Genomic DNA, 19700 nt, shown 5'->3' with positions numbered 1-19700 from the left:
GGTCAGGCCCATCGGTACCCGCGCGGGGTGACGAACCGGCCGGCGACCGCGCGGCTGCGGCTGGAGCCGACGACGACGACGGTGAACATGTCGATCCGCGCCGGGTCCAGCTCGGCGAGGGTCGTCAGCGTCACGGTCTGGTCGGGGCGGGTGGCGTTGCGGACGTACCCGACCGGGGTCTCCGGCGGGCGGTGCGCGGCGAGGATCGCGAGGGCCTTCGGCAGTTGCCAGTCACGGGCGCGGCTGCGCGGGTTGTAGAAGCAGACCGTGAAGTCGCCCTCGGCGGCGGCGGTGACGCGGCGTTCGATGACCTCCCAGGGGGTGTGCAGGTCGGACAGGGAGATGTAGGCGTGGTCGTGGCCGAGCGGGGCGCCGAGCAGGTTCGACGCGGCCACCGCGGCCGTGATGCCGGGGACGCCGTCGACGTCGATGTCCGCGTCGGCGAACTCCAGCGCCGGGCTGGCCATGGCGTACACCCCGGCGTCGCCGGAGCCGACGAGCGCGACCGCGCGGCCGGCCGACGCCTCGGCGACCGCGGTGCGGGCGCGTTCCTCCTCCTGGCCGAGGCCGGAGGCGATGACGCGCGTGCCGGGCCGGATGAGGTCGCGGACCTGGTCGAGGTACTGCTCGAGGCCGACGACGACGGACGCCCGCTGCAGCGCGGCGATCGCGCGCGGCGTGAGCAGGTCCCGCGCGCCGGGCCCGAGCCCGACGATGGCGAGCCGGCCGCGCGGGGCGAGCCGGGCGACGGCGGCCGTGGCGTTCGCGGACTTGCGCTTCTCGACGACGAGTTCGGCGTCCCGGCCGTGCGTCCGCGCGCCGTGCAGCGCGGCGGCCTCGGCGACGCTGGGCGTGCCGACCTCGGCACGGACCACCTCGGAGGGGTTGGGCACGGCGACGGCGGCGAGCGCCTCGGCCGGGTAGGTGACGACCTCCCAGCCGCGTGCCGCGGCCGCCTGGAGAATGCCCTCCTCGTCGGCCTTGAGGTCCACGGTCGCCAGGCACCGTACGGACGCGGGGTCCAGCGCGGCGGCGGCCAGGGCCTGGTCGACGAGCGTCCCGACCTCCTCGGCGGACACGCCGCGCGCCGAGCCGACGCCGACGACGAGGGACTTCGGCCGGTAGACGAGCGCGCCGCCGAACCACCCGTCGTGGCACATGCAGTCCATGGCGGCGTGGTCGGTGACGAGGATGTGGTGCGCGGCGTCCTCGGCGCCGGAGGTGACGTTGGGCGGCAGCGGGGGCAGCGGCCAGTCGTCGGCGCCCTCGATCCGCACCGGCTCGCCGGACAGCACGGCCGCGCCGACGTGCGCGAGCACGGTGGGGTCGTGCACGGTGAAGCCGAGGTCGGCGCCGTAGGAGTCGAGCGGGGTGACGTTGCTCCGGTCGCTGGCGGTGGTCACCACCGGCGTGCAGCCGAGCACCCCGGTCAGCCGGTGGGCGAGCAGGTTGCCGCCGTGGTGGCCGCCGAGGACGGCGACGGCGAACGCCATCGACTCGTCCACGCAGACGACCGCGGGGTCGGTGGTCTTGTGGCCGAGCAGCGGCGCGAGCACCCGGACCGTCGCGCCGACGGCGAGGAAGCTCACGATCGCGTCGCAGGTCCGCCACGCCTCGCGGAGCGCGTCGCCGGCCTTGTCGGCGGTCAGGACGCGGACCTCGTCCGGCCAGGCCGCGCGCAGCGTCTCGGCCGCGGTCCGGCCGCTCGCGGTCGCCGCGACGACCCCGATCCGCCCCATCGTCTCCGTCACCGCGACCTCCCCGTCAGCACGAACACCGGATTCTGCGCCTCCAGCCGGAACGACCCGCCGGGCAGGTCGGCGAACCGCGACGCCGCCAGTTGCACGCCCTCGATCTCATAGGCGGCGTCGGCCAGCAGCCGCCGCGCAGCCGCCGCCCGGTCGACCGCCGCGAACGTCGCCACGACCGTCTCGGGGCGGCGCGCGAGCGCACCGCCGAGCGCGTCGAGGCCGCCGCCGCCGACGAACACCGCGTCGGGGTCGGGCAGCCCGTCGTACGCCTCGGGCGCGGCGCCCGCGACGACCCGTACGCCGGAGGAGCGGGCGTTGCGGCGGATCAGCTCGCAGGCCGCCGGGTCCCGCTCGATCGCGATGACGGCCGCGTGGTGCTCGGCGCACTCGATGCCGACCGACCCGCTGCCCGCGCCGACGTCCCAGATGAGCCTGCCGAGCGTGGGCCGCAGGCGGGACAGCACGACGGCCCGCACCTCCCATTTGGTGATCATCCCGGCGCGGTGCGCGTAGAAGTCGTCCGCATGCGCCCAGCCGTCGGGCGGCGCGGCGGGCTGGTCGTGCACGCGGGCGGCGGCCGCGAGCCGGTCCTCGTCGAGGACGACCACGACGTTCGGGTCGGCCCAGTCGCTGGCCGCGGCCTCGGCCGGCGTACGGCGGACGACGCGCTCGCCGGGACCGCCGAGACGCTCGGCCACCCAGAGGGTCCGGTCCCATCCGGCGAGCCGGGCGGCGATTTCGCCGGGGCCGCAGGCCGGGGAGGTCAGGACGGCGACCTTGGGCAGTGCCCGGCACGCGTTGAGGGCGGTGCGCGGGTCGCGGCCGTGCGCGCTCACCACCACCGCGTCGTCCCAGGGCAGGCCGATCCGCGCGAACGCGGTGGCCACCGAGGACACGGCGGGCAGCACCTCCGGGGCGTGACCGCGCCCGCGCAGCGCCCGCAGGATGCCGAAGAACGCCGGGTCGCCGCTGGCCAGCACGACGACGTCGCCCTCCGCCGCGTCGACCTCGGCCAGCGCCGCCGGCACGTCGCCGAGCACGATGCGGCGGGCCCGCTCCGGCGGGCGTACGGACTCCAGGTGCCGCCGGCCGCCGACCACCAGGGAGGCGGCCTGGAGCCGGTCCATCGCCTCCTGCGACAGCGGAGAGCCGTCGCAGCCCACCACGGTGATCATCGGGCGAGCCGCCCGTACATCGCGATCATCCGCTTGCCGGTGAAGTCGACCAGCACGACCTGCGCCGCGATCCCGCTCGCGCCGGGCACCTGGGCCGCCTGGTCCTCGGCGAAGTGTTCCAGCACCCCGGCGACGCGGCGGCACAGCTCGCGGCCGGCGCGGCCGAGCAGCCCCGCCTCCTCCCACAGCTCGTACGCGTGGCGGGCGGTGTTGGCCTCCGCGACGCGCGCGGCCAGGTCCGCCGAACCGCCCATGTCCCTGGTGATCTCGCCGAGCAGCGCGGTGTCGACCTTGGACCGGGTGTAGTGCGTCATCAGCACGCCGGACGCGAGCTTGGTCAGCTTGCCGGCCATCCCGACGAACACCACCTGCGTGACGCCGTGCTCCACGGCCCTGCGCAGCGCGGCGCCGGTGAAGTCGCCGACCTCGACGAAGCACACGTCGGGCAGTTTGGGCAGCAGCTTCATCGCGCCCTGCTCGGTACGGCCGCCGGTGCACAGGACCAGCGTTCTCTCCCCCTGCGCGGCCAGCACCGAGACCGCCTGCTCGACGCTCGCCCGCCACGACGCCGTCGAGAACGGCCGGACCACGCCCGTCGTGCCCAGGATCGAGATGCCGCCGAGGATGCCGAGCCGCCTGTTCGTGGTCTTGCGCGCCATCTTCTCCCCCTCGGGCACCGAGATGACGACGCGTACGCCCCGGGCGTCCAGGTCCACCGACTCGCCCACCGCCTGCTCGATCATCCGCCGGGGCACCGGGTTGATCGCCGGGCCGCCGACCTCCAGGCCGAGGCCCGGCTTGGTGACGACCCCGACCCCGACGCCGCCGTCCAGCTCGATGCCCGGCTCGTTCCGCCAGGAGACGGTGGCGGTCAGGTGGGCGCCGTGCGTGACGTCCGGGTCGTCCCCGGCGTCCTTGACCACGACCGCCTCGGCGCGCCCCTCACCGAGCGCGCAGGAGTCCACCGCGAACGTCACCCGCCGGCCCGACGGCAGCGCCACCTCGACGACCTCCGGCGCGGTGCCCGTGGCCAGCGCCTCCGCCGCGGCCTTGGCCGCCGCAGAGGCGCAGGTGCCGGTCGTCCAGCCGGTGCGCAGCGCCTTGCCGCGGACCTTCATGGTCCGCGGCATGTCGGGCTCGTACGGTGTGGTCATCGTCCGCTCAGCCGCCCCGCAGCGCCCGGCGCGCCGTACGGTCCGCCCGCCGGTGGCCGTGGAAGTGGCCCGGGTGGTACAGGTGCGAACGCGTGCCGCCCGCCGCCAGCGCCGCGCCGACCAGCACGAGGGTGTGCTTCCACAGCTTGTGCGCCTTGACCGTCTCCTCCAGGGCGTCCAGGCGGCACCGCACGATCAGCTCGTCCGGCCAGGTGCACTGGTAGGCGACCACGCACGGCGTGTCCGGCGGGTAGCCGCCCTCGAGGAGCTCATCCTGGAGCTGTTTCGAGCGCGCCGCCGACAGGAACAGCGCCATCGTCGTGCCGTGCCGGGCGAACTCCCGCACCTCCTCACCCGGCGGCATCGGCGTCTTCCCCCCGCCGAGGCGGGTGAGGATCACCGACTGGGCGACCTCCGGGATGGTCAGCTCCCGCTCGACGGCGGCGGCGACGGCCGAGAAGCTCGACACGCCCGGCACCACCTCGGTGTCCAGGCCGAGGGCGCGGCAGCGGTCGAGCTGCTCCTGCAGCGCGCCCCACAGGGCCGGGTCGCCGGAGTGGATCCGCGCCACGGTCAGCCCCTCGGCGGCGGCGCGCTCGTAGTACGGCAGCACGCCCTCCATGGGCAGCCGCGCCGAGTCGACGATCTCCGCGTCCGGGCGGGCGTGCTGGAGCACGTCCTCGTGGACCAGGCTGGCCGCCCAGATCACCACGTCCGCCTCGGCGATCGCCTTCGCGGCCCGGAACGTCAGCAGGTCCGCCGCGCCCGGCCCCGCCCCGACGAACACCACACGTCCACTCATGAGGTCTTCCCCCTGTTCAGCTTGCCGCCGGTGACGGTCCGGCGGCCGGGCACGATCAGCGTCGACAGGTACGGGACCGGCCCCTCGAGTCCCTTCGCCGCGCGCACGTCCTCGTCGGGCAGGCCGAGCCGCGCGCCGTACACCGCGTCGTCGAGCCGGCCCGCGTCCCGTACGGCCGCCAGGGTCTCGTCCGCGACCCGGCCGAACTTGTACGCGACGACGGTGTCGCAGGTCTCCAGGACCGTGCGCAGGCGGCCCGTGCCGCCCGTCAGCGGCAGCAGGCACAGCGACTCGTCGCCCTCGGTCAGGACCGTCCCCGACCGCGCGGCGAGGTCCTGCATGGCGGTGACGCCCGGCACGGTCTCGACCTCCACGCCCGGCTCCCGGTCGCGTACGGTCCGGGCCAGATAGGTGAAGGTGGAGTAGACGTTCGGGTCGCCGATCGTCGCGAACGCCACCGTCCGCGCGCCGCCGGCGAACGCCTCGACGACCCGGCGCGCGGCGGCGTCCCACGCGCCGACGCGCCGCTCGCTGCGCCCGCCGCGGTCGTTGAGCGCGAAGACGACGCGCTCGGCCCTGTCGGTGTACGCGCGTACGACGGACTCGGCGCGGCCGGGCTCGTCGAGCGCCATCACCGGGACGAGCACGACGTCGGCCTCCCGCAGGATCCGGACCGCGCGGACGGTGACGAGCTCGGGGTCGCCCGGCCCGACGCCGACGCCGATCAGCCGCTTGTCAGGGTTCATGCGAGCTCGCTCTCCAGGAGGCTGAACAGCACGGCGTCGACCCGCCCGGCCGGGGTGAGGGTGGCCTCGCGGAGCACGCACTCCCGGGTGAAGCCGGCCTTCGCCGCGACGGCCTGGGAGGCGCGGTTGCCGACGGCGGCCAGCAGCTCGACCCGGTGGAGTCCCTTCTGGAAGGCGTACGCGGCGGCGGCGCGCGTCGCCTCGACGGCGTACCCCTTGCGCCGCGCCCACGGCGCGATCCAGTAGCCGACCTCGACGCGGCCGTCCGTCCAGTCCGTACGGCTCAGGCCGACGGTGCCGGCGAACCGGTCGCCGCCGACGATGGCGAAGTTGATCCCGTGGATCGGATCGACGTGGGAGTCGGTCAGGCACCAGGCCAGCGCCGTCTCGGCGGTCTGGGCGGGCGCCCACGCCATCCAGCGCAGGATCTCCGGGTCGTGGCTCGCCGCGAGGACGTCGGCGGCGTCGCCCTCCTCGAACGGGCGGAGCAGCAGCCGCTGGCTCTCCAGCAGCACACCCTGGTCGAAAGTCATGCGCACGCTCCCACGAAACGGCTCGCCATCTCCGGACTACCAGCCCAATGGAGATGAAGGTAGGAGGCAAGTCGAAGGCGCCCGGCGAATCCCTCCGGATCGGCGCCCGGCCACCGCCAGGCGGGCTCGGCGCCCGGCCCGGGGCTCACCGCCGTACGGTGGAACTCGTGGCCGCGGAAGCGTTCGCCCGCCCGCGCCACCGGCGAGTCGCGCAACGCCACCGCCTCCCGGTAGCCGAGCGTGAGCCGGCCGGTCATGCGCGCCTCCGCGTCGAGGACCCCGCACATCGGCGCCCCGTCGAGGGTGCGGGCGAGGTAGAGCAGGCCGGCGCACTCGGCGTAGATCGGGCCGTCGAACGCGGCGACCTGCCGGCGCAACGGCTCATTGGCCGCCAGCTCCGCCGCGTACATCTCGGGGAAGCCGCCGCCGATCACGACGCCGCGCGTGCCCTCCGGGAGCGCCTCGTCGCGCAGCGGGTCGAACGGCACGACCTGTGCCCCGGCCGCGCTCAGCAGCTCGTCGTTCTCGGTGTACCCGAACGTGAACGCCGGTCCGCCCGCCACCGCCACCATCGGACGCGCGAGGCCCGCCGTCCGCTCCAGGGGCCGGGCGGCACCCTCCGGTTCCCCGAGCCGCGCGGCGCCCTCCGCCGGACCCGCCGGGCGGTCCGCCGGCGCGGCGGGGTCCCGGAGGCGGGCGTCGATCCGCGCGGCCGGGTCCCAGGGGTGGGCGTCGATCGGCGGGGCGCCGTGGGCGAGCGCGAGCAGGCCGCGAAGGTCGCAGGACTCCTCGACGAGCGCGCCCAGCCGCTCGACGGTGCGTACGGCCTCGGCGCGGCGCTCGGCGGCCGGGATGAGGCCGAGGTGACGCGACGGGGTGGCGACGTCCGCGTCACGCCGCAGCACCCCGAACACCGGCAGCCCGGTCTCCTCGATCGCCGCACGGCAGATCCGCTCGTGCCGCTCCGAACCGACCCGGTTGAGGATCACGCCGCCGATCCGCACCGTGGAGTCGTAGGTGATGAACCCGTGGACGAGCGCGGCGATCGAGCGGCCCGCCGACGAGGCGTCCACGACGAGGACGACGGGCGCCTCCAGCAGCCGGGCCACGTGTGCCGTCGAGGCGAACCCGCCCCCGGCGGCCTCGGCCCCGTCGAACAGCCCCATCACGCCCTCGACGACGGCGACGTCCGCGCCGCGCGCGCCGTGCAGGAACAGCGGCGCGACGAGGTCCTCGGAGGTCAGCCAGGGGTCGAGGTTGCGGCCCGGCCGCCCGGCCGCGAGCGTGTGGTACCCCGGATCGATGTAGTCCGGCCCGACCTTGTGCGGCGAGACGGCCAGCCCGCCGGCGGTCAGCGCGGCCATCAGCCCGGTCGCCACCGTCGTCTTCCCGCTCCCGGAGGCGGGGGCGGCGACGACGAGTCTCGGCATCCTCACCGGGCCGGCCCTGTCGTCGGGAAGGGGCTCACCACTCGATGCCCTTCTGGCCCTTCTGGCCCGCGTCCATGGGGTGCTTGACCTTGCCCATCTCGGTGACGAGGTCGGCGACCTCCACCAGCCGCGGGTCGGCGTCGCGGCCGGTGATGACGACGTGCTGGTACCCCGGCCGGTCCCGCAACGTCGCGATCACGTCCTCGACGTCCACCCAGCCCCACTTCATCGGATAGGTGAACTCGTCCAGCACGTACAGCGTGTAGGTCTCGGCGGCGAGGTCGCGTTTGATCTGCTCCCAGCCCTCACGGGCGTCCGCGGCGTGGTCCTCCTCCGTGCCGGGCCGCTGGATCCACGACCAGCCCTCGCCCATCTTGTGCCAGTCGACCGGGCCGCCCTCGCCGGACTCGCCGAGCACCCGCAGCGCCCGCTCCTCGCCGATGCGCCACTTCGCGGACTTGACGAACTGGAACACGCCGATCGGCCAGCCCTGGTTCCAGCCGCGCAGGGCCAGTCCGAAGGCCGCGGTCGACTTGCCCTTGCCCGGCCCGGTGTGGACGACGACGAGGGGGCGGTTGCGGCGCTGCCGGGTGGTGAGCCCGTCGTCGGGCACCTGCGACGGTTTTCCCTGCGGCATGTCAGTCCTTCCCGGAACGGAGGCGGAGCGAGGTCACGGCGACGGTGGCGCGGCGGGTCACGGCGACGCCGGGGAGACCGGTCACGGCGACGGTGGCGGAGCCGGTCACGGCGGCGGGGAGGCGGGTCACGCCGCGGCCCGGTGGTCGTGGACGACGCCGGCGAGGGCGTCGGCGGCCAGCTCCTCCAGGCGCACGGCCTCGGCGCCGAGCCGGGCGGCGATCCCGCCCGCGAGCCCGAGGCGCACCGGGCCGCGCTCGCAGTCGACCACGACGGAGGTGACGCCGCGCAGCAGGTCGGCGGCGCGCAGCGCGTCGGCCGGCGAGCCGTGCGTGGCCCGCCCGTCGGTCACCAGGACGAGCAGGGGACGGCGCGCGGGGTCGCGCAGGCGTTCGGCGCGCAGCAGCTCGGCCGCGCGGAGCAGGCCGGCGGCCAGCGGAGTACGGCCGCCGGTGGGCAGCGTCTCGAGGCGGCGCGCCCCGGCCTCGACGGAGGAGGTCGGCGGCAGCGCCAGCTCGGCGGACGTACCGCGGAAGGTGATCAGGCCGACCTTGTCGCGGCGCTGGTAGGCGTCGAGGAGGAGGCTGAGCACGGCGCCCTTGACGGCGCGCATCCGCTGCCGGGCGGCCATCGAGCCGCTGGCGTCCACGACGAACAGCACCAGGTTGCCCTCCCGGCCCTCCCGGACCCGCTCGCGCAGGTCGTCGGAGCGGACGACGAGCCCGGGACCGGAGCGGCCGCGGGCGCGCTGGTGCGGGGCCGCCGCGAGGAGGGTCGCGGTCAGGTGGACCGAACGCGTGCCCGGCCGCGCGCCGGTCGTCCGGCCGTACGGCGTCCGGGCCCGCGAGCGGCGGCCCGGCGCGCCCTCACCCAGGCCGGGGACGGTGAAGACCCGCGTCCGGTACACCGCGTCGGCGGGCGCCGGCTCCGGGGAGTCCCCCCGGGCGCGCTTCCCGGAGCCCTCGCCGGACTCCTCGCCGGACAGGGCCTGCTCGATGTCGACCGGCGCACCGTCTCCCGGTCCGGCCGGGTCGCCGGGTCCGTCCGGTCCGCCGCCGGGACCGTCGTCCGGTCCGGGGTCGTCGGGGTCGGGGTCCTCCGGATCCGTCCCCGAGTCCGGCTTCGCGTCCGTCTCCGGGGCCGGCTTCGGGTCCGGCCCGGTGCTCTGCTCGGGGACGAGGTCGGGCGCCGTGTCCTCGCCGAACCCGGGATCCTGCGGCTCCGCGGAGTCGTAGCCGCCGGTGTTCTCCAGGACCTCGTCGAGTTTGTCCTCGTCGAGGCCGGGCGCGTCGAAGGGGTCGCGGCGGCGCCGGTGCGGGAGGGCGAGACGGGCGGCGACGCGCACGTCGTCCGCGGTGACGACCGTACGGTCGTGCCAGGCGGCGAGGGCCATCGCGGCGCGCGCCATCACGATGTCGGCCCGCAGCCCGTCCACCTCGAACGCCGCGCACACCGCCGTGATCTGCCGCAGCGCGCCGTCGGGCAGGACGACCTCGGGCAGCCGGGCGCGGGCCTGTTCGATCCGCCAGGCCAGCTCGGTCTCGGCGCGCGCCCAGTCGGCCGCGAACGCCGCCGGGTCGGCCTCGTACGCCAGGCGGCGGCGCACGACCTCGGCCCGCTCCTCCGGGTCGCGGGTGGCGGCCACCTCCACCGTCAGGCCGAACCGGTCGAGCAGCTGCGGCCGCAGCTCGCCCTCTTCGGGGTTCATCGTGCCGACGAGCAGGAACCGCGAGGCGTGCCGGACGGAGACGCCCTCACGCTCGACGTAGGACTGGCCCATCGCGGCCGCGTCGAGGAGCAGGTCGACGAGATGGTCGTGCAGCAGGTTGACCTCGTCGACGTACAGCACGCCGCGGTGCGCGGCGGCCAGCAGGCCGGGCTGGTAGGCCTGGACGCCCTCGGTGAGGGCGCGTTCGAGGTCGAGCGAGCCGGTCAGGCGGTCCTCGGCGGCGCCGATCGGCAGCTCCACGAGCCGGGCGGGCCGCACCTGCCCGTCCGCCCCGTCGCCGTGCGGGCCGTCGGGGCACCGCGGGTCGGGCGCGTCGGGGTCACAGGAGAACCGGCAGTCCGTCACCACCGCGACCTCCGGCAGCAGCGCGGCGAGCGCCCGCACGATGGTGGACTTCGCGGTGCCCTTCTCGCCCCGGACCAGCACTCCGCCGACGGCCGGGGCGACCGCGTTGATCAGGAGGGCGAGCTTGAGGTCCGCCATCCCGGTGACGGCGGAGAACGGATAGGTGTTCACCCGGTGGTCGTCCTTTCCTCGGGTTAACGCGCCCGTAGGTGGCCTGGCAATCGGCGGCCGGAGTCTCCTGGCTCCCGGATCGCCGCCCGCCCTCGGCCTTCCGGCTCACGCCGTGGCCAACACCCGAGGAAGGACTTCCCGGTCACAGTTGCGCGACAGCCCCGGATTCGCACCGGGTTCCTCCGCGTACCGCCGGAGGACAGCATGACATATCCGGCCTGACGCGCGACACCGCAGGTACGGCCGCCGTCCGTGATCCGGCGCACGGGATGACAGGGCCGCCGCGGCCGGGCGCACGGCGGGTGCACGTTATCGCGGGACGGCCGAACGCTGCCGGGAGAGCGGCGATCTGCTTGAATAGAACCTGTTCTATTTTCGAGCTGGGAGGCGTGCGGATGAGGCTCGGCATCAACGTCGGCTACTGGCAACGGAATCCAGAGGACGCGACCGAGACGGTGCTCGCCGCCGAGCGGCTCGGCTACGAGTACGTCTACACCGCCGAGGCGTACGGCTCGGACGCCTTCACCACGCTCACCTGGTACGCCGCGCGGACCTCGCGCATCAAGCTGGGCACCGCGGTGGCCCAGCTGTCCGCCCGCACGCCCGCCGCCACCGCCATGCACGCCCTGACCCTCGACGCGCTGTCCGGCGGCCGGCTCACCCTCGGCATCGGCGCGTCGGGCCCGCAGGTCGTGGAGGGCTGGTACGGCGTGCCGTTCGCCCGCCCGCTGGAGCGCACCCGCGAGTACGTCCGGATCCTGCGGGAGGTGTGGCGGCGCGCGGAGCCGGTCACCTCCGCCGGCCCGCACTACCCGCTGCCGCTGCCGGCCTCCGCGTACGCGCCGGGCCGGGTGACCGGCCTCGGCAAGCCGCTCAAGTCGATCGTCCACCCGGTACGCCCGGACATCCCGGTCTACCTCGGCGCGGAGGGCCCGAAGAACATCGCCCTCGCCGCCGAGATCGCCGACGGCTGGCTGCCCCTCTTCGTCGACCCCACGCAGATCGAGACGGTCTTCGGCGCCTCACTGGCCGGCCGCCGCGAAGGCTTCGACATCGCCGCAACCGTGACGACGATCGTCACCGACGACCTGGCGGCCGCGCTGGAGTTCGCCAAGATCCCGCTGGCCTTCTACATCGGCGGCATGGGGGCCAGGGACCGCAACTTCCACCTGGACCTGATCGGGCGCCTCGGGTACGCCGAGGAGGCCACGCGGGTGCAGGAGCTGTTCCTGGCGGGCCGGCGCGACGAGGCGGTCACGGCGGTGCCGGACGAGCTGGCCGACTCGATCTCCCTCCTCGGCCCGATCGGACGCATCAGGGAGCGGCTCCGGCTCTGGCAGGACTCCCCCGTGACCACGCTCCTCATCGCCGGCGTCAAGGACGAGCCGACCCTCAAGGCGATCCGCGACCTCGTACAGCCCTGACCGACCACCCACCCGACCGGCGACCCGCCAGGCCGAGCCGTCCCGTCGGCCGGCCGACGGACGGCCCCTCAGGTCGGACCGGAAGCACGCAGACCTGCCGGGTCCGGCCGACGGCCCGCCGGGTCGAGCGGGGGCGCGCGGGTCCGTCAGCTCCAGGCGCGGGACAGCATCCACGCGCCGGTCGCCTGGTCGTGGCGCAGTTCGTACACCCCGACCGTCCGGTCCGGGGTCGCCTCGACGCGCCAGAACTCGCGCTCGCCGCCTTCCGGGGCCTCGGGGTGGCGTTCGTGCCACCAGTCGCGGGTGGTGACCCAGCGGTCCAGCACCCGCAGCACCGTGTAGAGCCGGCCGCGCCAGACGAAGCGGGAGGGCCTGCCGTCGGTGAGCCAGACCTCGACGGGGTCGCCGTACACCCGGCTCATCGCCCGCGACCCGGCGCGTCCGTACACCTCTCGGGTCCATCGCTCGCTCCGCCCACGCGGGCCGCCCACCTCTCGGATCGGTGACAAGGAGTGAGCCTGGGGGAAGACAGGCGATAGATTCGAACACATGTTCGACACGATAGTCAAGGCCTCTGGAGCCACGACACGGCAGGTGGGCGCCCCGGCCGCGAGCCCGGCCGGAAAGCGCCGGACCCCCTCGACGGCGCGCCCACCCGAGAAACGGCGGCCCCCTTCGGCCGCGGAGCCGTGGCGGCGTCAACGCCCGGCGCCAGCGCCTGGCATCAGCGGCCGAGCATCAGCGGCCAAGCGTCCGCGCCCGGCGCCAGCGCGGCGGCATCCGCAGCCCGGCATCAGCGCCCGGCGTCAGCACGGCGGCGACCGCGGTGCGGCGACAGTGGGCCGGCGTCAGCACGGCGGCGACAGTGGGCCGGCGTCAGCGCGGCGGCGTCAGCGGCCGAGGGTCCGTGCGATCAGCTCGGCGGCGCGGGCGGGGTCGTCGGCGTCGGCCTGGCCGCCGCCGGCCCACAGGAAGGACCATCGAATCCGGGACATCGGCATGGCGACCACCAGCAGTCCGCGCCCGCTGGCCGGGTCCACCACGCGCAGCATCAGATCCTCGGTCAGGAGCCCTTGCAGGCCGCGCGCCTCGACTTCGCGGGCGAGCGCCTCCAGGTGGCGGCGCCGCGGCCCGGTCCCGGGTCCGGAAGTGGCGGCCATGGGATGCCACCCCTCTCGCGCTTTGGACGATACGGCAGGAAGGGGTACGCCCTAGGGCGTTAACCAGGTAAGGTGCCTATCCGGTGGCAAAAGGTGCCCAGATGGCAACGGTGAGTGACTTTCCCTGTCAGGATGTCCTGCCCCCGTTTTACGTGCAAGTATTTTCGGACCAATAGATCAGACGGATTCGGCATCACCCGTGCACAGTTCAACGGCCCCGGCGCGGTCCGGGCGAGGGTTTCGGCCCCAGCCACCGCCGCCCACCACCGGTCCCCATTCTCCTCGCAATACGCGCAGGACGCTCGCCATGGAGGTGCCCCATGACCGATGGCCGTAGCCCCACCGTTCGCCGCCGCCGGCTGGGCATGGAACTGCGCAGACTCCGGGAGGCCGCCGGCCTCATGATCGAAGACGTCGCGAAGCACCTGGAGTGCTCCATGTCGCGCGTCAGCCGCATCGAGACCGGCAAGTCCGTTGCCCGCATCCGCGACGTACGCGACATGCTGGACCTGTACGGCCTGCCCGAGGGCTCGCAGCGCGACCAGCTCCTCGGCCTGGCCAAAGACGCCCAGCAGCGCGGCTGGTGGACCGAGTACGAGGCGGTCCTGTCCGCGTCGGCGGGCCTGGACACCTACATCGGCCTGGAGGCCTCGGCCGCGTCGATTCGAACGTTCCAGACCCATCTGGTGCCCGGTCTGCTGCAGACCGAGGAGTACGCCCGCGCGTTGATCAAGGCGGGCCGGCCCGGGGAGACGCCGGAGAACGTCGACCGGCGCATCGCCCTGCGCACCCGCCGCCAGGCCATGCTGCGCGATTCCGGCTCGCTGGAGCTGTGGGCCGTGCTCGACGAGGCGGTGCTGCGCCGGCCGATCGGCGGGGTGCCCGTGATGCGGTCCCAGCTGATGCGGCTGCTCGAGGCCGGCGAACTGCCGGGCGTCACCATTCAGGTGCTGCCCTTCGCCCGTGGCGCCCACCCCGGCGTCGACGGCGCCTTCACGATCATCGGCTTCCCGGACCCCACCGACCTGGACGTCGTCTACATCGACTGCCCCGCCGGGAACATCTTCCTCGAAAAGGAGAAAGACGTCCGCCGTCACACGACCTGGTTCGACCATCTGCGGGCCGCCGCGTTGCCACCCGACGAGTCAGCCGAGTTCATCACGGCAACGGCGGACGAGTTCAAGAATGCGTCCCCGTACCCACGGGGGTGATTCACGCACCAGGAAGGAGACCAGGGGATGAGTGGCCACCCCGATCTCATAGACGTCGGCTGGCGGAAGAGCAGCCGTAGTTCCAACAACGCCGACTGCGTCGAGGTCGCCGTGCTCGGCGACGCCTCCGACGACTGAGCCGGCACGACCCGAAGACGGCCGCGGGAGTCCCGCTCCCGCGGCCCACGGCCCGCCGAGGGCCGACGGCGGTCGGCGGACATCGAGGAGACGGGGTTAGGGTCGCACCATCCGTGTCGCGCAAAGGAGACCGCATGCTGCCCTGGTCGGCCGACCTCGCCGGACGCATCGACGAACACGAGTTCACCAGCGAACTGCTGAGCGGCAACCCCCTCGGCGACCCGCATCGGCGGCCGCTGTGGGTGTACGTCCCGCCGGGGTACGACGACGAGCCCGACCGCCGCTACCCCGCCGTCTACGTGATCCAGGGCTACACCGGGTACCTGCCGATGTGGCGCAACCACACGCCCTGGCGGCAGCCCTTCCCCGAGCTGGCCGACCAGGTCTTCGCCCGCGGCGAGGCCCCGCCCGTCATCGTGGTGTACGTCGACGCCTGGACGGCGCTGGGCGGCAGCCAGTACCTCGACTCCCCCGCCACCGGGCCATACCACTCCTATCTGTGCGACGAGATCGTGCCGTGGGTGGACGCGCACTACCGGACGCTGCCCGACCGCGACCACCGCGGGATCAGCGGCAAGTCCAGCGGCGGCTACGGCGCGATGATCACACCGATGCTGCGGCCCGACCTGTTCGGCGCGCTCGCCACCCACGCCGGCGACGCGCTCTTCGAGGTCTGCTACCGCCCGGGCTTCCCCACGCTCGCCCGCCTGCTGCGCGACTCCTTCGACGGCTCGATCGAGAAGTTCCTCGCCGACTTCCGCGGCCACCTCGCGGGCACCAAGGAGACCGACTTCCCGCTCATCGAGATCTACGGCTACTCGTCGGCGTACTCCGCTGATGACGACGGCACCGTCCACCTGCCCTTCGACGACACCGGCGCCGTCGTCCCCGAGGTCTGGGAGCGCTGGCTGGAGCGCGACCCGGTGCTGATGCCGCGGCGTCCGGAGTACGCCGAGGCGCTGCGCTCGATGCGGGCCGTCTGGATCGACGCGGGCACCAAGGACGAGTACCACCTCGACCTGGGCGCCCAGGCCTTCCGCCGCGCGGTCGAGGCCGTCGGCGTGAAGGACGACGCGGTGCACTTCGAGCTGTTCGAGGCGGGCCACGGCGCGATCGAGTACCGCTACCCCCTGTCCCTGGCCTGGCTCGCCGAGCGCCTCAGCCCCTGAATCCGCTCCCGCAGGGTCGATTCTCAGATCCCTGGCGACCGCTGCGAATAGGACGCAGCGATCACCAGGGATCAGCGCCGGGAGTCGCGGCCCTCCGGGCCTGCGGCGGGGCGTTGTCCCCGTCCGGAGGGCCCGCGGGCGCCCCGTCAGGTTTCGGGGAGGCTTGCGCGGAACAGGGTGCCGGATCCGGTGACCTCGATCGGGCCGCCGCGGTGTTCGGCGAAGGCGGCCCGTCCCCGGGTCAGCTCCGTCGCGTCGCCGCCGCGGCGCAGTTCGACGCGGCCCTCGGTGCACAGCAGGAGCTGCGGGCCGCCCGCGGGCAGCACGGCGCCGGCCGCGGCGTCGACGCGGGACAGCCGGAACTCCGGCGCGGGCGTCAGGTAGACCTCCTCGCCCGCCGTACGGACGGGGTCCAGGACGTCCGGCCGTCCGGGGTCGAACGAGGCGACGTTCAGCAGCTCCGGCACGTCGACGTGCTTGGGCGTCAGACCCGCCCGCAGCACGTTGTCCGAGCCGGCCATGAGCTCCACGGCCGTCCCGGACAGGTAGGCGTGCGGCACGCGCGGCGGGACGTACATCGCCTGCCCCGGTGCGAGCCGCACCTCGTTCAGCAGCATCGCGAGGATGACGCCCGTGTCCCCGGGGTAGCGCTCGGCGAGTGAGGCGTACGGCTCGCCGGCGACGGCGACGGCCTCGGGCACGACCCGGTCCGCGTCCGGCCAGGTGAGCACCGTGCGCACGGCCGCGCGCACGTCCCCGGCCGCGAGCAGGTCGGCGACGGGGCGCAGCGCCGGGACCTTGCCGAGCAGTTCGGCGCTCTCGCCCGGGTCGCGCAGCCCGCACAGGGCGTGCACGTCGGTCAGCGCGCACAGCAGCTCCGGCTTGGGCCAGTCGTCCTTGTAGTTGCGCGCCGGGTCGCCGGGCGGGGTCCGCTCGGCGGCGTACCCGCGCTCGGCCTGCTCCCGGTCCGGGTGGACCTGAAGGGACAGCGGCGCGGCGATCGCCAGGACCTTCAGCAGGAACGGCAGCCGCGGCCCGAACCGGGCGAGCGCGGCGGGCCCGAGCGCGCCCTCCGGGTCGGCGGCGATGTGCTCGCCCAGGGACGCGCCGGCCGGCAGGCGTGACGGCGCGGCGGGATGCGCGCCGATCCACAGCTCGGCCTGCGGCCGCTCGGTGGGCGACGGCCGGCCGAGGAGGTCGGCGAGGACGGTGTGCGATCCCCAGGCGTACTCCTGGACGGGGTTCTCCAGCACGTGCATCGTCAGACCAGCTCCGGGTCGTGGGCGAGGGCGGCGGCGCCGAGCAGTCCGGCCTCCGCGCCGAGCTCGGAGGGGACGACGGTGACACGGCGGACGAAGGCGAGACCGGCGTAGTCGCGCAGCGCGCGGACCAGCGGTGGTTCCAGGACGTCCCAGGAGCGGGACACGCCGCCGCCGATGACGACGCGGTCGAGGTCGCACAGCGCGGCGGCGGACGCGATCCCGGCGGCCAGCCCCCGGCACGCGCGCTCGAACGCCGCCAGCGCGACCGGGTCACCGGCGCGGGCGTCGGCCGCGAGGGCGGCGCCGTCGGGGGCCGGATGGGTCCAGCCGTTGCCGAGCGCCCAGCGCACCATCGCGGGACCGGAGGTCAGCGTCTCGACGCAGCCCCGGGACCCGCACGGGCACGGCTCACCGCCGAGGTCGACCACGGTGTGCCCGATGTGCCCCGCGTTGCCGGTCGGCCCGTCGTACACCCGCCCGTCGAGGACCAGCCCGCCGCCGACGCCGGTCGAGACGACCATCCCCAGCATGGCCCGGCTGCCGCGGCCCGCGCCGTGCCGGTACTCCGCGACCGCGCCGGCCACCGCGTCGTTCGCGAGCGTCACGGGCGGCCCGCCGAGCAGGGCGGCGAGCCGGTCGCGCACGGGGAAGCCCCGCCACGACGGGATGTTCACCGGGCTGACCGTGCCCGCGACGGCGTCCAGCGGCCCGGCGCAGCCGATCCCCGCCGCGGTGACGGTCTCGCCGCCCATGGCCTCGCCGACGACGGCGGCCAGGGCGGCAAAGATCGTCTCGGTGTCTCCGGCCGGGGTCGGGCGGATGGCGCGCCCGCGCAGTCGGCCGTCCGGCTCGACGAGCGCGGCGGCGAGCTTGGTGCCGCCGATGTCGACGGCGAGGACGGCGGGCACGGGCGGTCCGCCCGGGACCGCCCCTGTCGTGTCCGCGGCGGTCGCGGGAACGACGCCGGTCAATTTCGCAGCTCCAGCACGCGCACACCATACGGCCCCAGCGTGATCTCTTCATCCCCGGCACCGCCGTTGTCGGCCGTGAGCGGACGCACCTCGAGTTCGGTGTCCGCCTGGCCGACCAGGACGGCGAACCGCGTCCCGTCGGCGCGGACCAGGACGTCGGCCGACACGCGCGGGTCCTCGACCCGTACGGGCCGGCGCACGCCGGCCAGCTCCGCCAGCGCGTCGTAGATCCGGTACGTCGGCTCGGGGTTCACGCGGGGCGTGACGGCCGCCATGTGCTCCAGGGGGTAGACGCACAGCACGATCCACCCGTCGCCGCAGCGCCGGCGCAGCAGCGCGGGCCGGCCGTGGCCGTCGACCGCGACGACCTCCGCCGTCGTCGGCCGGACCGGCAGGTAGGCGCGGCTGTGCTCGGTCCCCCCGGCGCGGAACGCCAGAGTGGCGCCCTCCTTGAGCGGACCCAGGCCGGCGGTGAGGGTGAGCTCGACGACGTCGTCCTCGATCGGGTCGGTCAGCCCGTACGTCAGCCGATGCTCGACGCCGAACATGGCGTTCAGGTCGGAGTACCACGGCCCACGCTGCCGGCCGTGCGGTCCCGCCGAGTAGGAGACGTACACGACCGCGCCGCCGCGCGCCAGCTCTTCGAGGCGGCGCCAGCCGGGCGCGGTGAGCTGCTTGGCCGACGGCACGAGGTAGAGCCGGGCGTCGCCGGCGATGCCGTCGGACTCCCGGGTGAGGCCGGGCGCCAGGTCGGCCGCGCGGGCCGCGACGTACGCCTGCCGGAGGGTGTCGAAGACGTACGTCCGGTCGTCGGGCTCGGTGAACGGGAAGGCGCCCTCCAGCACCTCCGGCACCACCAGGGCGGTGTCGGTGTCCGCCCGCGCGCAGGACGCCAGGTCGAGCCGGGCGAGCGTGGCGGCGAAATCCCGCATCTCCCGCAGGACCGGCTTCGGCGTGCCGTCGGCGGTCGTCAGACCGAAGTGCAGCTCGAACGGGTGGTGCCGGTACGGCGGCTGGTCGGGCAGGTCGAAGTCGGTGTTGTTCCAGGCGATCCAGCCGGTCGCCCCGGCCAGCAGGCTGTTGTAGAGCAGTTGCCGGTAGTAGTGCGCGGCGTTGTCGTCGGCGACGAAGTCGGACGAGCAGCCGAACTCCTCCAGCACGACCGGCCGCCCGAACGACCCCGCCAGCTCGCAGACGAACGCCGCGCCGTAGTGCTGCCGGACCAGGTCGTCCTCCATCCGGTAGACGTGCGGGCCCACGAAGTCGGTGAGCCCGGCGAGCGCGCGGACGGAGAACCCGTTGTCGACGCCGGTGACCTCGACGCCCCAGGCGCCGTCGCCGATGGAGACCGGTTCCCGCGCCCCGGCGGCGCGGACGGCCTGCACCATGAGCTGCGCCCAGCTCGTCACCTGGTCGGCCGGGGCGGTCCCGCCGTAGATGGGCATCTCGTTGGTGATCAGCCAGCCGGCGATCGCGGGATGGCCGGTGAACCGCCGGGTGAGCTGTTCGGCGAACCAGGCCTGCCGGGCCACCATCCACACGTCCGCGTACAGGTCCCGGCCCTGCCGCCAGGCGGGGTCCCAGTTCTCCCCCGACATGTGGCCGACGATGAAGGTCGGGATCGTCCGCATCCCCCGTTCGGCGTGCGCCTCGAGGAAGTCGGCGTACCGCTCGACGAGGGTCGCGTCGACGCGGTCGGGCTCGGGCATGAAGTCGGGCCAGTAGAAGAACGACCGGGTGACGTTCAGGCCGTGTTCGGACAGGACACGCAGCTCGTCGCGGACGATCCCGGGGTCGTACGACCGCCACATCAGCGGGCCGCCGGTCCGGGACCAGTAGTTCGCGCCGAGCCACGCCGGGCCGGGCAGCTTGCGGAAGTCGCGTCGCATTGAG

Annotated in this window: 19 protein-coding genes and 1 riboswitch; of the genes, 4 read left to right on the top strand and 15 right to left on the bottom strand. The window is 74.7% G+C overall.

Translation table 11 applies throughout. The features are described 5' to 3' along the window. Positions 1 to 2: 2 nt before the first annotated feature. Genes cobJ through ABD978_RS31195 form a run of 10 tightly spaced genes read right to left on the bottom strand, consistent with a single transcriptional unit; the run spans position 3 to position 10439 of the window. Complete coding sequence (gene cobJ / locus ABD978_RS31240; RefSeq protein ID WP_345362836.1) at positions 3 to 1751, bottom strand: precorrin-3B C(17)-methyltransferase; 1749 nt, start codon at positions 1749 to 1751, stop codon at positions 3 to 5. Continuing rightward, complete coding sequence (gene cbiE, locus ABD978_RS31235) at positions 1748 to 2926, bottom strand: precorrin-6y C5,15-methyltransferase (decarboxylating) subunit CbiE (RefSeq protein ID WP_345362834.1); 1179 nt, start codon at positions 2924 to 2926, stop codon at positions 1748 to 1750. Before cbiE ends, cobJ begins: the two co-directional genes overlap by 4 nt. Beyond that, positions 2923 to 4080, bottom strand: coding sequence for a cobalt-precorrin-5B (C(1))-methyltransferase (locus tag ABD978_RS31230; RefSeq protein ID WP_345362832.1), 1158 nt, complete (start codon positions 4078 to 4080; stop codon positions 2923 to 2925). Before ABD978_RS31230 ends, cbiE begins: the two co-directional genes overlap by 4 nt. A gap of 7 nt (positions 4081 to 4087) precedes the next feature. Then, complete coding sequence (gene cobM / locus ABD978_RS31225) at positions 4088 to 4882, bottom strand: precorrin-4 C(11)-methyltransferase (RefSeq protein WP_345362830.1); 795 nt, start codon at positions 4880 to 4882, stop codon at positions 4088 to 4090. Then, positions 4879 to 5628 (bottom strand): precorrin-2 C(20)-methyltransferase, encoded by a 750-nt coding sequence (gene cobI / locus ABD978_RS31220; RefSeq protein ID WP_345362828.1) that lies wholly within the window; start codon positions 5626 to 5628, stop codon positions 4879 to 4881. The genes cobM and cobI overlap by 4 nt, the downstream gene beginning before the upstream one ends. Further along, positions 5625 to 6161 (bottom strand): GNAT family N-acetyltransferase, encoded by a 537-nt coding sequence (locus ABD978_RS31215; RefSeq protein WP_345362826.1) that lies wholly within the window; start codon positions 6159 to 6161, stop codon positions 5625 to 5627. Before ABD978_RS31215 ends, cobI begins: the two co-directional genes overlap by 4 nt. Further along, positions 6158 to 7591 carry a cobyrinic acid a,c-diamide synthase CobB gene (locus ABD978_RS31210; protein WP_345362973.1) on the bottom strand — a complete coding sequence of 478 codons (1434 nt, stop codon included), beginning with the start codon at positions 7589 to 7591 and terminating at the stop codon, positions 6158 to 6160. The genes ABD978_RS31215 and ABD978_RS31210 overlap by 4 nt, the downstream gene beginning before the upstream one ends. Before the next feature lie 34 nt (positions 7592 to 7625). Beyond that, complete coding sequence (gene cobO / locus ABD978_RS31205; RefSeq protein WP_345362824.1) at positions 7626 to 8228, bottom strand: cob(I)yrinic acid a,c-diamide adenosyltransferase; 603 nt, start codon at positions 8226 to 8228, stop codon at positions 7626 to 7628. 1 nt (position 8229) lies between these two features. After that, the gene (locus ABD978_RS31200) at positions 8230 to 8358 is read right to left on the bottom strand and encodes a hypothetical protein (protein ID WP_345362822.1); all 129 of its coding nucleotides are present in this window, start codon (positions 8356 to 8358) and stop codon (positions 8230 to 8232) included. Next, on the bottom strand, positions 8355 to 10439 hold the full coding sequence (locus ABD978_RS31195; protein ID WP_425550786.1) for a magnesium chelatase subunit D family protein: 2085 nt from the start codon (positions 10437 to 10439) through the stop codon (positions 8355 to 8357). The genes ABD978_RS31200 and ABD978_RS31195 overlap by 4 nt, the downstream gene beginning before the upstream one ends. A 71-nt stretch (positions 10440 to 10510) precedes the next feature. Next, a riboswitch (cobalamin riboswitch) is annotated at positions 10511 to 10681 on the bottom strand. 186 nt (positions 10682 to 10867) lie between these two features. On the opposite strand from ABD978_RS31195, the gene ABD978_RS31190 reads away from it, so the two are divergent. Next, positions 10868 to 11896, top strand: a complete 1029-nt coding sequence (locus ABD978_RS31190) for an LLM class F420-dependent oxidoreductase (RefSeq protein ID WP_345362818.1) — start codon at positions 10868 to 10870, stop codon at positions 11894 to 11896. 146 nt (positions 11897 to 12042) lie between these two features. On the opposite strand, the gene ABD978_RS31185 is transcribed toward ABD978_RS31190, so the two are convergent. Continuing rightward, complete coding sequence (locus ABD978_RS31185) at positions 12043 to 12345, bottom strand: DUF6504 family protein (RefSeq protein WP_425550784.1); 303 nt, start codon at positions 12343 to 12345, stop codon at positions 12043 to 12045. Positions 12346 to 12786: 441 nt separating this feature from the next. Next, positions 12787 to 13056 (bottom strand): hypothetical protein, encoded by a 270-nt coding sequence (locus tag ABD978_RS31180; protein WP_345362815.1) that lies wholly within the window; start codon positions 13054 to 13056, stop codon positions 12787 to 12789. A gap of 320 nt (positions 13057 to 13376) precedes the next feature. Between ABD978_RS31180 and ABD978_RS31175 the strand changes: the two genes are divergently transcribed. The 3 genes from ABD978_RS31175 (at position 13377) to ABD978_RS31165 (ending at position 15574) form a co-directional block, all read left to right on the top strand. Beyond that, positions 13377 to 14267, top strand: a complete 891-nt coding sequence (locus ABD978_RS31175) for a helix-turn-helix domain-containing protein (RefSeq protein ID WP_345362812.1) — start codon at positions 13377 to 13379, stop codon at positions 14265 to 14267. Positions 14268 to 14294: 27 nt separating this feature from the next. Continuing rightward, positions 14295 to 14405 carry a DUF397 domain-containing protein gene (locus ABD978_RS31170; protein WP_345362809.1) on the top strand — a complete coding sequence of 37 codons (111 nt, stop codon included), beginning with the start codon at positions 14295 to 14297 and terminating at the stop codon, positions 14403 to 14405. A 134-nt stretch (positions 14406 to 14539) separates the two neighbouring features. Next, positions 14540 to 15574: an alpha/beta hydrolase-fold protein gene (locus ABD978_RS31165; RefSeq protein ID WP_345362806.1), complete on the top strand. Its 1035-nt coding sequence runs from the start codon at positions 14540 to 14542 to the stop codon at positions 15572 to 15574. A 146-nt stretch (positions 15575 to 15720) separates the two neighbouring features. Here the strand turns inward: ABD978_RS31165 and manA are convergent, their stop codons facing one another. From manA to ABD978_RS31150, 3 genes are read right to left on the bottom strand one after another with little or no spacing between them, the layout of a single operon-like run. Next, entirely contained in the window at positions 15721 to 16833 is a 1113-nt protein-coding gene (gene manA / locus ABD978_RS31160) for a mannose-6-phosphate isomerase, class I (RefSeq protein ID WP_345362803.1), read from the bottom strand. 2 nt (positions 16834 to 16835) lie between these two features. After that, on the bottom strand, positions 16836 to 17807 hold the full coding sequence (locus tag ABD978_RS31155) for an ROK family protein (RefSeq protein WP_345362800.1): 972 nt from the start codon (positions 17805 to 17807) through the stop codon (positions 16836 to 16838). Continuing rightward, positions 17804 to 19696, bottom strand: coding sequence for a cellulase family glycosylhydrolase (locus ABD978_RS31150; protein WP_345362797.1), 1893 nt, complete (start codon positions 19694 to 19696; stop codon positions 17804 to 17806). The genes ABD978_RS31155 and ABD978_RS31150 overlap by 4 nt, the downstream gene beginning before the upstream one ends. Between the last annotated feature and the right edge of the window lie 4 nt (positions 19697 to 19700).

Origin of the sequence: Actinoallomurus liliacearum (genome assembly GCF_039542035.1) — a bacterium.
GTDB classification, from domain to species: Bacteria; Actinomycetota; Actinomycetes; order Streptosporangiales; family Streptosporangiaceae; genus Actinoallomurus; species Actinoallomurus liliacearum.
This window is presented reverse-complemented; position numbering and strand designations above follow the sequence as displayed.